General features: G+C 71.6%; 13 protein-coding genes. 9 read left to right on the forward strand and 4 right to left on the reverse strand.

Going from position 1 to position 17,275, the window contains the following annotated elements; all coding sequences use genetic code 11:
- The first annotated feature begins 168 nt into the window (after positions 1 to 168).
- From WMF46_RS38760 to nusB, 6 genes are all read left to right on the forward strand, one after another.
- Positions 169 to 2,913, forward strand: a complete 2,745-nt coding sequence (locus WMF46_RS38760; protein ID WP_437981821.1) for an Rne/Rng family ribonuclease — start codon at positions 169 to 171, stop codon at positions 2,911 to 2,913.
- A 6-nt stretch (positions 2,914 to 2,919) separates the two neighbouring features.
- Positions 2,920 to 3,282 carry a PilZ domain-containing protein gene (locus WMF46_RS38765; RefSeq protein WP_437981822.1) on the forward strand — a complete coding sequence of 121 codons (363 nt, stop codon included), beginning with the start codon at positions 2,920 to 2,922 and terminating at the stop codon, positions 3,280 to 3,282.
- Positions 3,283 to 3,298: 16 nt separating this feature from the next.
- Complete coding sequence (locus tag WMF46_RS38770; protein ID WP_437545137.1) at positions 3,299 to 4,042, forward strand: riboflavin synthase; 744 nt, start codon at positions 3,299 to 3,301, stop codon at positions 4,040 to 4,042.
- Positions 4,043 to 4,097: 55 nt separating this feature from the next.
- Positions 4,098 to 5,267, forward strand: a complete 1,170-nt coding sequence (ribB, locus tag WMF46_RS38775) for a 3,4-dihydroxy-2-butanone-4-phosphate synthase (RefSeq protein ID WP_437981823.1) — start codon at positions 4,098 to 4,100, stop codon at positions 5,265 to 5,267.
- 96 nt (positions 5,268 to 5,363) lie between these two features.
- Positions 5,364 to 5,873 (forward strand): 6,7-dimethyl-8-ribityllumazine synthase, encoded by a 510-nt coding sequence (gene ribH, locus WMF46_RS38780; RefSeq protein WP_437981824.1) that lies wholly within the window; start codon positions 5,364 to 5,366, stop codon positions 5,871 to 5,873.
- A gap of 16 nt (positions 5,874 to 5,889) precedes the next feature.
- On the forward strand, positions 5,890 to 6,312 hold the full coding sequence (gene nusB / locus WMF46_RS38785; RefSeq protein WP_012239877.1) for a transcription antitermination factor NusB: 423 nt from the start codon (positions 5,890 to 5,892) through the stop codon (positions 6,310 to 6,312).
- Positions 6,313 to 6,349: 37 nt separating this feature from the next.
- Here the strand turns inward: nusB and WMF46_RS38790 are convergent, their stop codons facing one another.
- The 4 genes from WMF46_RS38790 to WMF46_RS38805 all read right to left on the reverse strand — a co-directional run bounded on the left by WMF46_RS38790 (position 6,350) and on the right by WMF46_RS38805 (position 12,945).
- The gene (locus WMF46_RS38790) at positions 6,350 to 8,809 is read right to left on the reverse strand and encodes an endonuclease MutS2 (RefSeq protein ID WP_437981825.1); all 2,460 of its coding nucleotides are present in this window, start codon (positions 8,807 to 8,809) and stop codon (positions 6,350 to 6,352) included.
- Positions 8,809 to 10,755 carry a sigma 54-interacting transcriptional regulator gene (locus WMF46_RS38795; RefSeq protein ID WP_437981826.1) on the reverse strand — a complete coding sequence of 649 codons (1,947 nt, stop codon included), beginning with the start codon at positions 10,753 to 10,755 and terminating at the stop codon, positions 8,809 to 8,811. Before WMF46_RS38795 ends, WMF46_RS38790 begins: the two co-directional genes overlap by 1 nt.
- A gap of 50 nt (positions 10,756 to 10,805) precedes the next feature.
- Positions 10,806 to 11,846 (reverse strand): hypothetical protein, encoded by a 1,041-nt coding sequence (locus WMF46_RS38800; protein WP_437981827.1) that lies wholly within the window; start codon positions 11,844 to 11,846, stop codon positions 10,806 to 10,808.
- A gap of 100 nt (positions 11,847 to 11,946) precedes the next feature.
- On the reverse strand, positions 11,947 to 12,945 hold the full coding sequence (locus tag WMF46_RS38805; protein ID WP_437545147.1) for an NAD(P)H-dependent glycerol-3-phosphate dehydrogenase: 999 nt from the start codon (positions 12,943 to 12,945) through the stop codon (positions 11,947 to 11,949).
- 104 nt (positions 12,946 to 13,049) lie between these two features.
- Between WMF46_RS38805 and WMF46_RS38810 the strand changes: the two genes are divergently transcribed.
- The 3 genes from WMF46_RS38810 (at position 13,050) to WMF46_RS38820 (ending at position 17,272) form a co-directional block, all read left to right on the forward strand.
- Positions 13,050 to 14,123 carry a hypothetical protein gene (locus tag WMF46_RS38810; RefSeq protein ID WP_437981828.1) on the forward strand — a complete coding sequence of 358 codons (1,074 nt, stop codon included), beginning with the start codon at positions 13,050 to 13,052 and terminating at the stop codon, positions 14,121 to 14,123.
- A 220-nt stretch (positions 14,124 to 14,343) separates the two neighbouring features.
- Positions 14,344 to 15,804, forward strand: coding sequence for a signal peptidase I (gene lepB / locus WMF46_RS38815; RefSeq protein WP_437981829.1), 1,461 nt, complete (start codon positions 14,344 to 14,346; stop codon positions 15,802 to 15,804).
- Positions 15,805 to 16,102: 298 nt separating this feature from the next.
- The gene (locus WMF46_RS38820; RefSeq protein ID WP_437545153.1) at positions 16,103 to 17,272 is read left to right on the forward strand and encodes a zinc-binding dehydrogenase; all 1,170 of its coding nucleotides are present in this window, start codon (positions 16,103 to 16,105) and stop codon (positions 17,270 to 17,272) included.
- Positions 17,273 to 17,275: the final 3 nt, after the last annotated feature.

Genomic DNA, 17,275 nt, shown 5'->3' on the forward strand with positions numbered 1-17,275 from the left:
TCGAGGCAGAGCGGCGTAGACGCGAGGTAGCTCACGCGCTGGCGGCCGGCCTGCCTCGGCGACCTCCGGCCCGGGCCCCCAATCGCGCAGCATACTCCGGGTTGCGCCTTCATGGGCCGGGCAACCCGTGGTAACGCTTGGCGGCGCCGCCGATGTGCGGCATCCGACATGGGAAAGAACCTTCTCGTCATCAATGTGGACATCCGCGAGACACGCGTCGCGCTGATCGAAAACGGGATCATCGCTGAGCTGCATCTCGAGCGGGAGAGCTCCAAGGGGACGCTCGGAAACATCTACCTCGGCAAAGTCAGCCGCGTTTTGCCCGGAATGCAGGCCGCGTTCATCGACGTGGGGCTCGAGCGAGCAGCCTTCCTGCACGTCGAGGACCTCATCCGGCCCGACGATTTCGAGGCGTACCTGGCTGGGCACCGCCGGACTGTCGAGGAAGAGCGCGCCTCCTCGCGAGGCCGCGCCGCGCGTGGCAGCGAGGCGCCTAAACCTGACGAAAGCGAGGTGCATGAGCTATCGGGCGCAGAAGCCGCGCCCGAGAGCCCCGACCTGACGCCCGGGCGACACGAGCTGCGGGAAGGAGGGGACTTCGGGGCGGAAGAAGGGTTCGAGGCGGGCGGCTCCGTCGATGCCGGCGGCTCGCTCGACGAAGGGAGCGACGTGCCGATCGAGCTGCCCACGGCGCTCGATGTGCTCGGAAGCCCCTCCGGCCAGGCGTTCGCCGGCGTGGGGACGATGGTGGCGCTCGACGAGGCCGACGACCCGGAGCCGGAGATCGACGACGGGCACGAGCTCGACGGCGCGGACGACGACGACGAGGAGCTTGTCGCGCCAGGCGGAGACAGCGACGCCGACGAGGCCAGCGACGAGGAATCCGGCCCCGACGAGGCGAGCATCGAGGACGACGACGAGCTCGACGCGCCCGGCTACGACGTCGAGCCTGCCTCCCCGCCACCGGAAGATGGCGCGGACGCGTGGAGCGCGGCCGAGGAACATCCGGAAGCGCTGAGCAACACCGCGGACAGCGGCGAGACGGGAGCGCACGAGGCGAGCGCGTCGGACGAGCCCGCCGCGCACGGCGCCGCCGACGACTGGCCGGCCGGACAGGAGGCGAGCGCGCCGCCGGTCCCGGAGGCCGCGGCGGCGGCCGAGGGCGATGACGTCCCGCCGGCAGCGCGTGCGCGCAGCGGGCGCACGCGCGGACGACGCGAGGCGCGCGTGCGCCGATCGGGACGGACGCGCGACCGGCGCGCCAACCTCGAGGGCGGCGCCGCGCTCGCGGAGGCGGCCCCGGCGGAAGCACGCGAGGCGCCGCGCGAAGGCCGCGAGGCGCCGCGCGAAGGCCGCGAGGCGCCGCGCGAAGGCCGCGAGGCGCCGCGCGAGGGACGCCAGGCCCCGCGCGAAGGCCGCGAGGCGCCGCGCGAGGGACGCCAGGCTCCGCGCGAAGGCCGCGAGGCGCCGCGCGAGGGACGCCAGGCCCCGCGCGAAGGCCGCGAGGCGCCGCGCGAAGGGCGCGACCGGGGCGGCAAAGGACAGGGCGGACGCGAGGGGCGCGATCGCGAGCAACGCGGGCGCGAGCAGCGGACGCGAGAGCGCGGGCGCGAGCAGTCGCGGGACGGCAAGGGCAAGAGCGCAGCGCGGGGCCAGCAGAGCTCACGCAGCTGGCAGAACGAGCCGCCGCGGATCTCGAAGTCGACGCCGATCCGCGAGGTCGTCCGCGAAGGGCAGGAGGTCATCGTCCAGGTCTCGAAGGAGCCGATCGGGACGAAGGGCGCCCGGGTCACGAGCCACATCTCGCTGCCCGGCCGCTATGTCGTGTACCTGCCGACGGTCGATCACATCGGGATCTCCAAGCGCATCGGCTCGGAGAAGGAGCGATCCCGGCTGCGGGACGCCATCGAGGCGATGAAGCCTCCGCAGGGCGGGCTCATCGTGCGCACGCTCGCCGAAGGCCTCACGAAGAAGCAGCTCAAGGCCGACGTCGGCTACCTCGTCCGCCTCTGGGGCGAGGTGGCGAAGAAGCGGGAGAGCGGCGTGAGGGCGCCCGCGGTGCTCTACACCGAGCTCGACCTCGTGCTGAAGACCGCCCGCGACCTCTTCACCGACGACATCGAGAAGATCGTGATCGACGACCGCGAGGAGTACATCCGGCTCCGGCGCTTCGTCGAGATGTTCATGCCCGAGCGCGCCGACGCGGTGGAGCTCTACGAGGGGACGGAGCCGATCTTCGACGCGTACGGGATCGAGGACGAGATCCAGCGCGCGCTGTCGCGGAAGGTCCCGCTGCCCTCGGGCGGGCACCTGATCATCGACCAGGCCGAGGCGCTCACCGCGATCGACGTGAACACAGGGCGGTTCGTCGGCAAGGGGTCGAAGGATCTCGAGGAGACGATCCTGACCACGAACCTGGAGGCGGTCGAAGAGATCGCCTACCAGCTCCGGTTCCGCAACATCGGCGGGCTCATCATCCTCGACCTCATCGACATGGAGCGCGCCCAGAACCGGGAGAAGGTGCGGCGCCGCCTCGAGGAGCTGCTCTCCAGGGACAAGGCGAAGACCACGCTGAACCGGATCTCCGATCTGGGCCTCATCGAGATGACCCGGAAGCGGACGCGCGAGAGCCTCGGGCGGACGATCCTCGAGCCGTGCTTCTACTGCGACGGGACGGGCCAGCTGCAATCCAAGCAGACCGTCGCCTACGAGATCCTGCGGCAGATACGGCGCGAGCGGATGAACCTGCCCGGCTACTCGGTCGTGGTCAACGCGCACCCGGCCGTGATCGACCTGCTGAAGAACGACGAGCGCATCGCCGTGCAAGAGGCGGAGCGGCTGTTCCAGCGCCGGATCGATCTCGTGCCCCGGAAGGAGTACCACCTCGAGCAGTTCGATCTGCAAGGCAGGTAAGGCGTCATGGTGGACGATCAGGGTTCTCCGGAGAGCAGCGACGCGAAGACGGGACGCAAGGAAGAGCGCGTCACCATCAACAAGGAGTTCGAGTCCTACGACGCGTTCATCAACGAGTACGTGACGAACATCTCGCGGACTGGCGTGTTCGTGCGCTCGAAGACGCCGCTCTCCGTCGGGACGAAGGTGAACCTGCGGTTCACCGTGATCATGGACGACATTGAGACGATCGAGGGCGTCGGCGAGGTCGTGCGCGTGCACGACGATCCGCAGGGGATGGGCGTCGTCTTCACCGAGCTGTCGGGCTACTCGCAGGGGCTCATCGACAAGCTCCTGACCAGCCAGGGGCACCGCACCTCGAAGGGCTAGGCAGAGGGCGTCGGCGATGTTCACCGGGCTTGTCGAGACGATCGGGGTCCTCCGCCGCCGGAGCGGCGGCGCCGTGGCCCGCGCGCTCGTCGAGGCGAGCCTCGGGCCGCTGACGCTCGGCGAGTCCGTGAGCGTGAACGGCGCCTGCCTCACGGTCGATCGCATCGCGCCCGGCGGCTTCGAGTGCGACATGTCCGCCGAGACCCTCGGCCGCACCACGCTCGGCGCGCTGCCGGTCGGCGCGCGCGTCCACCTCGAGCGCGCGACGCCGCTCGGCGCGCGGATGGGGGGGCACGTGGTGCTGGGACACGTCGACGGGCTCGGCCGCGTCGTCGAGCACGCGCGGGCCGGCGACGCGATCCGCCTCCGGGTGAGCGCCCCGCCCGAGCTCGCGCCGTACCTCGCTCCCAAGGGCTCGATCGCCGTCGACGGCGCGAGCCTCACGCTCAACGCCGTGTCCAAGCCGGGCGCCGCCGAGATCTGGTTCGAGGTGATGCTGGTGCCGCACACCATCGGCCGGACTCTCCTCGGCGAGCTCCGCCCCGGCGCGGCCGTCAACCTTGAAGTTGACGTGCTCGCGCGCTACGTGGCGCGGGCGCTCGAGGTCGCATCGCTCGCCAGCGTGAAGGGCCGGTCGAGCCAAGACGCGCTCGGCGGCGATGCCTCCACCGAGCGCGACGAAGAGCGCGGAAATACGGGAGAGCATGCGGATCACGACGAACGACTCCTCGCAAAGCTGCGCGCGGGGGGATTCTGGTGAGGCTGTGTCAGCCTCGAGCGGCAGGCTCGACCAGGACATGACCTCCGGGGGCCCGATGCCTCATCGGCTGACCATCGACAAAGCGGTCCTCGACCGGGTGAACACCGCGCTCGATCACATCCGCGCGGGCAAGATGGTGATCCTCGTCGACGACGAGGATCGCGAGAACGAGGGGGATCTCTGCATGGCTGCGGAGGCGGTCACCCCCGAGGCGATCAACTTCATGGCGATGCACGGGCGCGGGCTCATCTGCCTCGCCCTCGACGAGGAGCAGGTCGCGCGCCTCGAGCTGCCGATGATGTCCGCGCCAGGGCGGAGCGGACCGCCGCTCGGCACCGCCTTCACCGTCAGCATCGAGGCGCGCACCGGGGTCACGACGGGGATCAGCGCCGCCGATCGGGCGCACACGATCCGGGTCGCGATCGCGCGCGACGCCGCGCCCGAGGATCTCGTCACGCCGGGGCACGTGTTTCCGCTGAAGGCGCGCCGCGGGGGCGTGCTCGTGCGGACAGGGCAGACCGAGGGGTCCGTGGACCTCGCGCGCCTCGCCGGGCTCCGGCCGGCGGGCGTGATCTGCGAGATCATGAACGACGACGGCAGCATGGCCCGCATGCGGGATCTCGAGGTGTTCGCCGCGAAGCACGGCCTGCTGATCGTGACGGTGGCGGACCTCATCCAGTACCGGCTCCAGACCGAGCGGCTGGTCCGCTGCGTGGGCGAGCGGACGCTGCGGCTCGACCTGACGGGCACGGAGTGGACCGTGTACGTCTACGAGGTGATCAACGAGCAGCGGCAGTTCCTCGCGCTGACCAAGGGCGCGGTGGCGACGCCGGACCCCATCCTGTGCCGCGTGCACTCCGGGTCGACCATCGCGGACCTCTTCAGCTCGACGCCCCTCGACGGCGGATCGAACCTGCGCGAGGCGCTCCTCGCGATCGAGAGCGCCGGCGTCGGGGTGGTCGTCTACATCCCGTCGCGAGGGGACCTGGGCCGCGAGCTGGAGCTGCTGAAGGGCTCGGGCTCCGACGAGACGCTCCCCGTCGTGAAGACGCAGCAGCCGTGGACGCTGCGGGAGTTCGGCCTCGGCGCGCAGGTCCTCGCGGACCTCGGGGTGCACCAGATCCGGCTCCTCACGAACAGCCAGCCGAAGATCGCAGGGATCACCGGGTACGGGCTCACCGTGATCGAGCGGGTGCCGCTCGTCTCGATGAAGGGCGAAGCCTGACAGACGGGCGCGCTCGTTCGCTGGTAGAAGGACGCTCGGACAGGATCGCGATCGCGGCGATCGCGCATCCCGCGCGGCAGGAGAGAGGAACGGCGGATGGCAGAGCAAGCGGTCGGGCAGGCACAGGCGAAGGTGATCGAAGGGAACCTGGTGGTCCCGCCGGGGGCGCGCTTCGCGCTCGTGGCGAGCCGCTTCAACCACTTCATCGTCGACCGCCTGGTCGAGGGCGCGCTCGACGCCATCGCGCGGCACGGCGGCGCGCTCGGCCGGACGTCGATCGTGCGCGTCCCGGGCGCGTGGGAGATGCCCACCATCGTGGGGAGGCTCGCGCACAAGAAGAGCGTCGACGCGATCATCACGCTGGGCGCGGTGATCCGGGGCTCGACGCCGCATTTCGACTACGTGGCGGCCGAGGTCACGAAGGGGATCGCGACCGTGTCGCTCCAGACCGGGGTGCCGGTCACGTTCGGGGTGCTCACGACCGACTCGATCGAGCAAGCGGTCGAGCGGGCAGGCACGAAGCATGGCAATAAGGGGTGGGAGGCCGCCGTCAGCGCGATCGAGATGCTCGCGCTCGGCGCCGCGCTGGACACCGCTGGCCTGTAAACGAAGGTTCTGAGAGATGGGTGCGCGCTCTACCGGCCGCGAAGCGGCCTTGCAGATGCTGTTCGCAGTGGAAGCTGGCGGGAGCTCGGCGCCCCGCGTCGTCGCGACCTTCTGGCGCGAGACGCCGGGCGATCCCGAGGGACGCGCCTACGCGGACGAGGTGGTGGTCGGGGTCGCCGAGGATCTCGCGGCCGTGGACGAGGCGATCCGGAAGGCGAGCACGAACTGGCGCCTCGAGCGGATGGCGCGCGTCGATCGGAACGTCCTCCGGCTCGGCGCGTGGGAGCTCATGAACCGCCCGGAGGTGCCGCGCGCGGTCATCCTCGACGAGGCGGTCGAGCTCGCCAAGCGCTACGGCAGCGAGGAGAGCGGCGCCTTCGTGAACGGCGTGCTCGACCGGATCGCCGAGAACCTCGGCCGCGTCGACCGGGATCGCTGAGCGTCACGGCGCGCCGTCGCCCGGGCGCGCGCCTCGCTCACCACTTCAGCCAGGCGACCGTCACGCCGTCGCCGCCCTCGCTCGGGCCGCCCGGGCGGAGGCGCGCCACGTAAGGGCTCCCGCGCAGCGCCTCGCGGACGGCGTCGCGCAGGGCGCCCGTGCCGTGCCCGTGGACGAAGAACGTGACCTTGCGGCCCGCGCCGAGCGAGCGGTCGAGGAACTGCTCGGCCATGGCGACCGCCTCGTGCGCGCGCAGGCCGCGGAGATCCACGGTGTTGTCCGCCGTCTGGATCGGGACGTCGGGGTCGGCGGCGGCGTCCAGATCGACGCGGCGCTGGGGGGGCGCCGCGGCGGCCGGCGGCGCGCCGGTGCCGCGCAGCTCGGCGATCGAGGTCGTGAGCTTGAGCGAGCCGGCGGTGACCCGCAGCTGGCCGCCCGAGAGGACCTCCACCACCTCGGCCTCGGCCCGCAAGCGAGGCACGTAGACGCGGGCGCCGACGCGGATGGTAGCCGGATCGATCGCCGGCCGCGCCTGCGGTTCGTCCTTCGGGCGCAGCTCGAGCTCGCCGCCGATCGACGTCTTCTGCCCCACCGCGTCCATGGCGCGAGCGGCCGCGCGCACGTCCTCCTCGGTGGGCTTGCCGCGCAGGCGCGCCTGCGCCGCCTTCAGGTCCTCGCGCGCGCGCCGCAGGCTGGCGAGCAGCGCCTCCCCCTCCCGCGTGATCACGCCGCGCTCCTTGTCCCGGAGCCGCTCGATCTCTGCCTCGAGCTCCCGCCGCTTCGCGCGGGAGGCGGCGGCCTCCCGCTCGGCGTCCTCGCGCGCGAGCTCGAGCGCGCGGCGCTCGGCGGAGAGCTTCTCGACCATCTGCTCGAAGGTGACCGTCTCCTTCGTGAGGAAGCGCTCGGCCCGCTCCAGCACGGCGCCCGGGATGCCGAACCGCCGCGCGACCGCGAGCGCGCTCGAGGCGCCGGGCACGCCGATGACGAGCCGGAAGGTCGGGCTCATGGTGGCGAGATCGAAGCCGACCGAGGCGTTCTCGAAGCGCTGATCCCCGAGCGCGAGCGCCTTGAGGCCCTCGTAGTGCGTGGTGCTGGCGACGGTGCCCCCGCGCGCGCACAGCGCGTCGAGCACGGCCGCGGCGAGCGCCTCGCCCTCGCGTGGATCGGTGCCGCCGGCGAGCTCGTCGAGCAGGACGAGCGCGCCGGGGCGCGTCTCGCCGAGGATCCGCCCCAGGTTCTTCACGTGGGCGCTGAAGGTCGACAGGTTCTTGTGGAGGTTCTGCTCGTCGCCGACGTCGGTCAGCACGACGTCGAAGAGCGCGACGCGAGAGCCGTCCCTGGCCGCGACCGGCAGGCCCGCGCGCACCATCAGCGCCGCGAGCCCGAGCGTCTTCAGAGCCACGGTCTTGCCGCCGGCGTTCGGTCCGGAGACGATCATCGCGCGCCCCGCGCTCATCGCGAGGTCGCTCGCGACCACCTTCACGCCGTCGAGCGCGAGGAGCGGGTGGCGGCCCCCGATGAGCTCGATGGAGGTCGGCCTGGATCCGCCCTCCGAGGCGCCCCGCCCGGCCTCGAAGGCGTCCTCCGGGACGTCCGGGAAGGTGAGGTCGAGGTCCTCCGCGAGCCGCGCAGCCGCGGCCCGCACGTCGGCGTGGGCCAGCGCGCGGGCGGCGGCCGCGACGCTCTCGACGTCCTCGGCCACGCGGGCGGTGAGCGCCGCGTAGATCGCCAGCTCCTCCCGCGCGACCTCGGCGTCGACCATCTTCATCCGGTTGCCCGTCTCGACGAGCACCCGGGGCTCCACGAACACGGTGGCGCCGCTCGCGCTCGTCGCGTGGACGATGCCGGGGAAGCGCTCGTGCGCGTCGGATCGCACCGGCAGCACGTAGCGCCCGTCGCGCTCCGTCCAGTAGCGGTCCTGGAGGATGTCCTCGTGCTTCTGGATGAGGTCCTCGAGGCGCCGGACGAGCCGCTCGCGCACCGCGCGCCGCTCCGCGCGCAGCGCCTCCAGGCGAGGCGACGCGCGATCGGCGAGCGTGCCGTCCGGATCGAACGCCGCCGCGAGCTCGCGCGCGACGGCGTCGAGCTCGGGGTTGGTCGCGCACGCGGCGTGGAGCGCGGGCGCGATCTGACGCCGGCTCTGCAGGTACTGCCGCGACGTCCGCGCGGCCTCGAGGAGGCCGAGCACGGCGCGCAGCTCCTCGTTCGCGAGCGCCGCGCCGATGCGGGCCCGATCGAGCGCGTCCTCGAGCTCCGCGACGTCGCGCGCCGGCACCGGCTCGCCGGCCCGGGCGAGCTCCACCGCCTCGCGCACCTCCGCGAGCGCGGTGAGGGCCTCGGCGCGCGTCGACGCGAACGGCAGGGCCCGGGCCAGCCGCTTCCCGCCCCGGGACGCGCATCGCTCCGCGAGCGCCTCGAGGACGCGATCCCACTCCAGATCGGCGCGGGTCTTGGCGGGACAGGGATCTGCGAAGGGCCCTTCGGGGTTGTAGTCCATCACGCTTCGGTCGGATCGCGGGCCACGCCGCCGGCCCCGCTCGGCATCGGGTTCTGCTCCTTCTCGAGGTAGCGGAAGATGGTTCGCGGGTCGACGCCGAGGTCGCGGGCCGTCTGCGTGCGGTTGCCGTTGTTGCGCTCGAGCGCCTCCAGCACGTACCGCCGCTGGAACTCCTCCTTGGCCTTCTCCAGCGGCATGACGGCCGTCTCGGCGCCCGGGCCGAGATCGAGGTCCTCCACGGAGAGGAGCGCCTGGTCGCAGAGGACGAGCGCCTTCTTGATGCGGTTCTCGAGCTGCCGGATGTTGCCCGGCCAGGGGTACTTCTTGATCGCGGAGAGCGCGGCCGGGCTGAAGCCTCGCACGGCGCTGCCGAGCTCGTCGGCGTACTTCGAGAGCAGGACCTTGGCGATGATGAGCACGTCGTCGCCGCGCTCGCGGAGCGGCGGGAGCCACAGGTTCACGACGTTGAGCCGGTAGTAGAGATCCTCCCGGAAATTGCCGGCGCGGATCTCCTCCTCGAGGTTCCTGTTCGTGGCGGCGACGATGCGGATGTCGACCTTCTCGGGCTTCGAGTCGCCGACGCGGAAGACGACCCGCTCCTGGAGCGCGCGGAGGAGCTTCACCTGGAGGTTCAGCGGCAGCTCGCCGATCTCGTCGAGGAACAGCGTGCCCTTGTCGGCGACCTGGAACTTGCCCGGGCGGCTGGCGATGGCGCCGGTGAAGGCGCCCTTCACGTGGCCGAAGAGCTCGCTCTCGATGAGGTTCTCGGGGATCGCGCCGCAGTTGATGGTGACGAAGGGGCCGCCGTCGCGCGGGCTGCGCCGGTGCAGCTCCCGCGCGATGAGCTCCTTCCCGGTCCCCGTCTCGCCCGTGATGAGCACGCTGATGTCCGTCGCCGCGACCTTCTGCAGCTTGCGGAACACCTCGAGCATCGACGGGCAGGCGCCGATGATCTCGCCGAACTTCTTGTCGTGCAGCTCGGCGACGAGCTTGGCCTTGTCGGCCCTGAGGGCGTTCAGGAGCATCGCGTTCTGGAGGATGAGCGAGGCCTGGGACGCGAAGATGCTGAGCAGGTCGAGCTGGGCGCGGTCGAAGAGGTGCTTGATCTTGTCGTTGCCGACGTAGAGCGCGCCGATGATCTGGCCCTGCGACAGGAGCGGCGCGCACATCACGCTCGAGAGCTTCATCGCGATGACGCTGTCGCTCCGGCCGAACTGCGTGTCGGCGAGCGCGTCGGAGACGATCACCGGGCGGCCCGAGACGATGACCTGACGCACGATGCTGTCCGAGATCCCCCCGGCCGCGTCGGTGATGGCCTCCTTGCGGATGTTGCGCGACGCGCGCACCGCCAGCTTGCGATCGCCGCCCGCGGACGGCGCGGCCGGAGCGCCGCCGCAGACCGCGGTGTCGGCCGCCGCCTCCGCCCCCTCGAGGAGCAGGAGGAAGCCCTTGTCGGCGTGCGTCAGCTCGATGACGTCGTCGAGCATCGCCTCGAGGAGCTCGTCGACGCTGCGCCGGTTGATGAGCTTCTCGCTGAAGGCGAACAGCTTGCGGACGCCGGCGAGCTCCGACGAGCCCTGCAGCGGCGCGTGCCGCTCCGCCCCGCCGTCGCTCGCCGGGAGCCGCTCCTGGACGGTCGGCGCCTCGGCGAACATCGAGAAGCCGACCTCGACCGTGCCGAGCTGGAGCCGGTCGCCGTGCACCAGGCGGGCGCGCCGCTTCTTCTTGCCGTTGATCGCGATCTCCCCGTCGCGCTCGCACTCCTCCAGCACGAAATCGCGTCCGTCGAACACGATCTGCGCGTGATGGTCCAGCACCCCTGCTCCCGCGACCGCGACGTCGTTTCCGAGCGCCTTGCCGATCGTCGTGACCGGTTTGTGGACGCTGTACAGGCGTGGCGCGCCCTCGGAGGGGAAATACTTCAGGGTCGGCATCGAGGGCAGCATAGCAGGCGTGCCGCGGCCTCATGCAGCCGTGTTGGACGGCACACCGCGGCTTACCAGAGCTCTCCGACGACGACGGCGCCGAGCCCGCCTCGATGGGGCGTGAGGCTGCCGCCGAGCACGCGCGCGAACGGGGGACGGCCACGATCTTCCTGGTCGTCCAGGGCGACGGAGGCGCTCGAGTCCGGCCTCCCGAGGAACAAGGCGCCCGCGACGAGGCCGAGGGTGCCCGCCGCGCCCTGGGCGATGAGGCCGCGGCGGGGGTCGTGATCGCTCCCGATGTACGCGAGGTAGATGGGCAACGACACCACCGTGCCAATGCCGAGCCCGCCCCACATCCACGCGAGCTGGTTCCACGAGGGCGTCCACGCGACGGACAGGCCCACGGCGCCCGCGGTCGCGACGTTGAACCCGATGAGGCCCCCGAGCGAGATGCTGTCGTTCGACTCGCTCCAGTCGCCGTTGCTGGCGGCGGCCCCGAACGCGCTGCCGATGAGCGAGCCCCAGACGGCGCCCGAGGCGAGGAACATGTTGGTCTGCGGCTTGGGCCGGAGGAGGTAGTAGAAACCCCAGCCCGCCGCGCCGCCGACGGTGGAGCCGATCACCTCGGCGGTCGCGAGCCCGAGGAAGCCCCACTCCTTGCCCTTCCGCGCGCTGACGTACTGGTAGGACGCGATGCCGAGCCCCTCGCCCGCGCCGATCACCATGCCCGTGGCGATCGCGGACGGCATGCCGCGCGGCATCGGCGGCGAGTCGAGGAAGTAGACGCCGACCGGCGCCGCGACGCCGAGGAGCGCGGGCGCGATGAACTGCGCGCCGGGATCGTCGATGCCGGCGAGCGCGTCGATCCAGATGCCGGTCCCCACGCCGTAGGCCACGGAGGTGGCGTAGAGGTAGCCGACCTCGAGCGGCGTCGATTTGGGCTCGCTCTTCTTCTGCGGGGCGTACCCGTAGCCGCCGTACTGGCCTCCGTACCCGCCGCCGTACTGACCGCCGTACGCGCCGCCCTGCTGACCACCGTAGGGCGGCGCGCCGTACTGGGCAGCGGCCGTCGAGCTGACGCTCGACAGGAGGAGCGCGGAGAGGAGACTCATGAGAGGTCGCGTGTGCATCGCGCCGCCACTTTACACGCTCGCGAGAGGCGAGGCGCGCGGCGGCGCGAGAAAGTGCCTTCCCGCGAGCCGGCCCCGCGTCTCACTCTCTCGTGAGAGCGCGGGTCATGAGGTCCACGACGGCCTGCTGAGGCGGCTTTCCCTCGTACAGCATCCGGTACACCTCGACCGTGATCGGCGCGCTCACGCCCAGCTTGTCCGCGAGGTCGTGCGCGCTCTTTGCGGTCTTCACGCCCTCGGCGACATGGCCGAGGCCGGCGAGGATCTCGTCGAGCTTCCGTCCCCTGCCCATCTCGATCCCGACGGTGCGGTTGCGCGACAGCTCGCCCGTGCACGTGAGCACAAGGTCGCCCATCCCGGAGAGGCCGGCGAGGGTGAGCGGGTTCGCCCCCTTCGCCGCGGCCACGCGGCCGATCTCCGCGAGGCCGCGCGTGATGAGGCCGGCGCGCGCGTTGTGGCCGAAGCCGAGGCCGTCGCAGATGCCGGCGGCGATGGCGATGACGTTCTTGAGGGCGCCGCCGACCTCGACGCCCACGACGTCATCGGACGAGTAGACCCGGAACCTGTCGGTCGCGAACATGCGCTGCACCGCGTGCGTCTCCCGCTCGCTCCTGCCAGCGACCACGACCGTGGTCGGCTGGCCGGCCGCGACCTCGCGCGCGAAGCTCGGGCCCGACAGGTACGAGAGCCGCGGCTCGGCCTCGCGCCCGAGCTCGTCGACCAGCACCTCGCTCATCAGCATCAGCGAGTCGTTCTCGATGCCCTTCGTCGCGCTGCACACGAGCGCGTCGCGGGGGATGTGGCGCCCTGCCTCCCGGACGACCTCGCGCAGCGCGTGCGACGGGACGACCACGACCGCGAGCTCCGCGCCGCGGAGCGCGTCCTCGAGATCGCCCGTCGCCCGCAGGCTCGCGGGCAGCTCCACGCCCGGCAGGTACCGGTCGTTCTGGCGCTCGCGGCCGATGCGCTCGGCGAGCTCGCCGTGGTGCGCCCAGAGCGCGGTGGGGTTGCCCTTGTCCGCCAGCAACTTCGCCAGCGCCGTCCCCCACGCGCCGGCCCCGATGACTGCGACGTTCGCCATGGCAGTGACCCTATCACCACCGGCGCGCGGGGGCCGACAGCGGCGCGCCGCTCGACCCGCCGGCGCGCCGCTCGACCCGCCGGTGTTTCGACTATGCTGCGCCCATGCTCTTCCGCACCGCCGCGCTGCGCGCGCTCGGCCTCGCGCTCTGCCTCTCGCTGCTCGGAACGGTGTGCGGCGCGTGCGGCCAAGGCGCGCTCGGCGTGATGCCCGGCGTCGTGAACGATCCGGGAAACCTGTCCCTCCGCAGGGCCATCCTCGCCTTCGCGACGAGCCAGCTCTGCACCGAGATGCGGAAGCGGAGCGTGCCGCTGCGCCTCCGCGACGAGGATCCGGTGACGGGCCGGTTCTACCCGGGCTCGTGCGTCGCCCAGGAGCTCGCGAACGGGCACCTGTTCCTCCAGTTCGGGGGGAGCGGCGTCGTCTGGACGAACCTGACGAAGCGCATGAGCTTCGATGCGAGCGCGGCCGTCGAGTACGACCACGACTTCCTGATGGATGGCGACACGATGTACGTGTACTTCCGCCAGCGCTCGACGACGGCGGCGAGCTTCACGACAAAGCTCATCGAGCAGCCCGCCGCGATCTCGCTCGGCGGCGTGTCGCTCGCCCAGGGCAGCGCGTACGCGAACGCGCTCGGCGCCCAGCTCCTGAAGACCGAGATCGCCCGGGGGTTCACCGTCATCCGCGACGACGACGGCGCCGTGCAGTTCGGGCTCGGCATCATCGAGAAGGGGCGGCGGCCCGACGCTCCGTACGAGCGCCGCGACAACGGCAAGCTGCTCCTGGCGAACGAGCGCACCGAGGTGCACCAGGAGCAGCGCGATTACATCGGCCCGCTGGAGATCGCGGGCAGCGACGAGGCCCTGACGCTCACGGTCGCCGTCGAGGGCGCGCCCGGCGTGGACGTCATCCTCGTGCCTCAAGGCGCCGGGGAGCCGTGGCTCCAGGCGTACCTGACGCAGCCCGCGCCGGCGCCCCTGACCGCGGCGGCCCTGCTCGACGAGCCTGTGTACTCCGGCGCCCCCTGGCGGCGAACGGTGCCGCTGCCCAAGGGGCAATACTACCTGGTCATCGACAACACGAGCGCCGCGGGGCGGACGCAGCCAACGACGTACGCCCGCGACGACCGCGCGGCCCTCGTGAGCTACGCCGTCGAGGTCGGAGACGCGCCCTGACGAGGGCGAACGAGGGGCGACCGAGGGCAACGAAGGCGAACGAGGACACGCGGGCGACGACGCCGACGGACCGCGCGTCGCCCGCCACGCCTGCGCACTTGCCGCGGCGAGGGGCGGCGTATACATAAGCTCTCTCTTGCCGCCGCGCCCCGATGATCAACCCCAGAGCGTCCCGTCGGTCGCGGCCAGTCGGCCCGCAAGCTCGGAGTTCAGACCCTCGATGAGGGGCAGCGCGAGCTCGGAGCCCCGCGCCAGCGCGGCCAAGGCGACAGGCGGCGCAGACCCGCGCTCGACGGGCAGCTCTCCTCCGCCAGGGGGCAGGGACGGCCGGGCGCCGCTGCGCTTCCTGTTCCACCTCGTGTGGATCTGCATCGTTCCCTTCGCACTCGCGGTCCTGAACGTCTGGCTGCTCACCCCGCCGGCCCAGGGAGGGAGCTCCCAGCCGCTCCGGGTCTTCGTCGGCGAGCAGCAGATCCCGGCGGGCATCGTGCTCTTCACGATCTTCGCGATGATCCTCTGGCGGTTCCGCCACGAGCTGCCGTTCGCGTCGGCGATCGGCGTCGGCGGCCGCCGGGACATCCCGCCGAAGGCGCGCGCTCGCTTCGAGGACGCCGCGGCCCTCCTCGAGGAGGCCCACCGGATCCTGCGCGGCCGCAAGCGTGACGTCGAGCGCGAGCTGACGAGCGGCGAGCGCGAGCAGGTGACGCAGGCGATCGCGGCCCTCGAGCGCGCGATGAGCGCCGACACGTTCGACGCCGACGAGTTCGACGCCGCCCACAGCCGCGCCGATCGCGCGGTCGGCGAGCACCTCGGCCGCTGGCGCAAGGGCGAGATGCGCGAGTACGCGGAGTCGATCGGCATCGCCGTGGCCGTCGCGCTCCTCCTGCGCGCCTTCGTCGTCGAGGCGTTCAAGATCCCGAGCGGCTCGATGATCCCGACCCTCATGGTCGGCGACCACATCTTCGTCAACAAGTTCACCTACGGCCCGCTCATCCCCTGGACCGACCAGCGCCTCTTCCCTCGCCTGCCGCCGTCGCGCGGCGACGTGATGGTGTTCAAGTTCCCGGAGAACAAGGAGCAGGACTTCATCAAGCGGACGATCGCCATCCCCGGCGACACGCTGGAGGCGATCAACGGCCGCCCCGTCATCAACGGCTGGCTCGTCCCTCACTGTCACGTCGGCCCCTACCACTACGAGGGCCGGCAAGCGGAGCTGTTCGTCGAGTACCTCGGAGACAAGTCGTACTTCTCGCTCTACGAAAAGAACCCCGACGGCATGATGTGCGTGGAGAGCGACGACTGCACGCCGGGCTCCACGTGCCGGGGCGGCATCTGCGGCGATCTCCAGGGCCCCTTCAAGGTGGCCGCCAACGAGGCGTGGGTGATGGGCGACAACCGCAACAACAGCCACGACTCGCGCAGCTGGCGCGGCGGGCTCGGCGCGGGCGTGCCCTTCGATCACATCAAGGGACGCGCGATGTTCGTGTGGATGAGCTTCGGCCCCGGCGGCGGCATCGCGCAGGATCGCCTCTTCGTGAACGTCATGGGGCGCCCGAAGCTCCCCGGCGCCCACGAGGCGACCCTGCACGACGGCCTCGAGAAATGCCTCCGCGAGCGGCCCCCCGTCTCCGAGACGACCCCGCCGCCCCCGTCCGCGCGCCCTCCGTCGAAGCGCCGCTGAAGCCGCGCCGGCAGCGCGTGGGAGCGCAGTTTCCCGACAGCGTGTGGGCGGTCTTGTCCCCCTCGATCTCGACGCGGCGAGTCATCGTCATCATCCGGTCCAGGGCGACGGAGCAGACGGTACGCCCGGGGCGCCACGGGATCGAGCCAAAGAGGCCGAGGGGAGACGCCGGTAGACGTGAGCAGCCCGAGCGCAATTTTCTGATGGGCGCTCGGTCGTTCACGCGCCACGCTTCCCATGCCCGAGGCGCCCGTGCGCCAGCTGCGTGCGCCTCGAACCCCGAACAGGAGCCAGGTGCATGAGCGACGCGATGTGGGCGCTGACGTACAACCGCGAGAAGCAGCCGTGGGAGTCCACCGTCGGGCTGTCCAAGGATCAGGTCGAGCGCCCGGCGATCGACGAGGCCAGGGACTACCACGACCGCGCGAGCGTCCTCGTCAAGCCGATCATGACGGGCTTCTGCGGCTCGGATCGCGGCATCTGGTTCCGCAGCGCCTTCAAGGACATGATCCTCTCGTCGCTCGATCGCGATCGGAAGGCGACGCGCACGATCGGCCACGAGCTGCTCGGCCGCGTGGTCGACCTCGGGACCGACGCGCGCCGGTCATTCGGGCTTCAGATCGGCGACATCGTGTCGACCGAGAGCCACATCGCCTGCGGCGCTTGCTACCAGTGCCGCGTCGGCGACACCCACGTGTGCGCGGACGACAAGATCATCGGGATCAGCGAGGACGGCTGCTTCGCCGAGCTCGTCAAGCTGCCGGCGAAGAACCTCTGGCGCACCGACATCGCGAAGATCCGGCCCGAGGTCGCCGCGGTGCAGGAGCCGTTCGGCAACGCCGTGCACGCGTGCACCAAGGTGAACCTCCGCGGCAAGCGCGTGGCGATCTTCGGCTGCGGCACCATCGGCCTGTTCGCGATCGCGATCGCCCGCGCGATGGGGGCGATCTACGTCATCGGCGTGGAGCCGGCGGAGCGGAACGCCGAGATGGCCCGCCGCCTGGGCGCCGACGCGGTCCTGCGCCCGCACCGCGCGAGCCCCGAGCGGCCCCACGCGAGCGATCCCGAGCTGACGGAGCGGGTCCGGAAGCTCACGGACGGCGTCGGCGTCGACGTCGTGCTCGAGATGAGCGGCGTGAACAGCAGCGTCAACAACGCCATCCACGCGGCGCGGCGCGGGGGCGACGTGATCCTCTTCGGCCTGAAGAGCGGTGACGCGGTGATCGAGAACTTCGACCGCCTCATCGTGGACGGCATCAGCCTCCACAGCGTGATCGGCCGGCGCATCTTCGAGACGTGGCACATCACGCGCCACCTGCTCGAGTCGCGCGATCCGAACATCCACGACCTCATCTGGGAGGTCATCCTGAACCGGGGCGAGGGGACGGTGTTCGACTTCGAGGACTACGACGCGGCGGCCTTCCAGGAGGCGATCTCGAGCCACCCGAAGGTGATCCTCCGCTACTGAGCC

The organism is Sorangium sp. So ce117 (genome assembly GCF_051524395.1).
In the GTDB taxonomy this organism is placed as follows: Bacteria; Myxococcota_A; Polyangia; order Polyangiales; family Polyangiaceae; genus Sorangium; species Sorangium cellulosum_B.

Excerpts from the sequence above, each read along its gene's own strand:
- WMF46_RS38765 (WP_437981822.1), top strand. The coding sequence starts at position 2,920 with ATGGTGGACGATCAGGGTTCTCCGGAGAGCAGCGACGCGAAGACGGGA.
- nusB (WP_012239877.1), top strand. The coding sequence starts at position 5,890 with ATGGGTGCGCGCTCTACCGGCCGCGAAGCGGCCTTGCAGATGCTGTTC.
- WMF46_RS38800 (WP_437981827.1), bottom strand. The coding sequence starts at position 11,846 with ATGAGTCTCCTCTCCGCGCTCCTCCTGTCGAGCGTCAGCTCGACGGCC.
- ribB (WP_437981823.1), top strand. The coding sequence starts at position 4,098 with ATGCCTCATCGGCTGACCATCGACAAAGCGGTCCTCGACCGGGTGAAC.
- WMF46_RS38760 (WP_437981821.1), top strand. The coding sequence starts at position 169 with ATGGGAAAGAACCTTCTCGTCATCAATGTGGACATCCGCGAGACACGC.
- WMF46_RS38810 (WP_437981828.1), top strand. The coding sequence starts at position 13,050 with ATGCTCTTCCGCACCGCCGCGCTGCGCGCGCTCGGCCTCGCGCTCTGC.
- lepB (WP_437981829.1), top strand. The coding sequence starts at position 14,344 with ATGAGGGGCAGCGCGAGCTCGGAGCCCCGCGCCAGCGCGGCCAAGGCG.
- WMF46_RS38795 (WP_437981826.1), bottom strand. The coding sequence starts at position 10,755 with ATGCTGCCCTCGATGCCGACCCTGAAGTATTTCCCCTCCGAGGGCGCG.
- WMF46_RS38805 (WP_437545147.1), bottom strand. The coding sequence starts at position 12,945 with ATGGCGAACGTCGCAGTCATCGGGGCCGGCGCGTGGGGGACGGCGCTG.
- WMF46_RS38790 (WP_437981825.1), bottom strand. The coding sequence starts at position 8,809 with ATGGACTACAACCCCGAAGGGCCCTTCGCAGATCCCTGTCCCGCCAAG.
- WMF46_RS38820 (WP_437545153.1), top strand. The coding sequence starts at position 16,103 with ATGAGCGACGCGATGTGGGCGCTGACGTACAACCGCGAGAAGCAGCCG.
- WMF46_RS38770 (WP_437545137.1), top strand. The coding sequence starts at position 3,299 with ATGTTCACCGGGCTTGTCGAGACGATCGGGGTCCTCCGCCGCCGGAGC.
- ribH (WP_437981824.1), top strand. The coding sequence starts at position 5,364 with ATGGCAGAGCAAGCGGTCGGGCAGGCACAGGCGAAGGTGATCGAAGGG.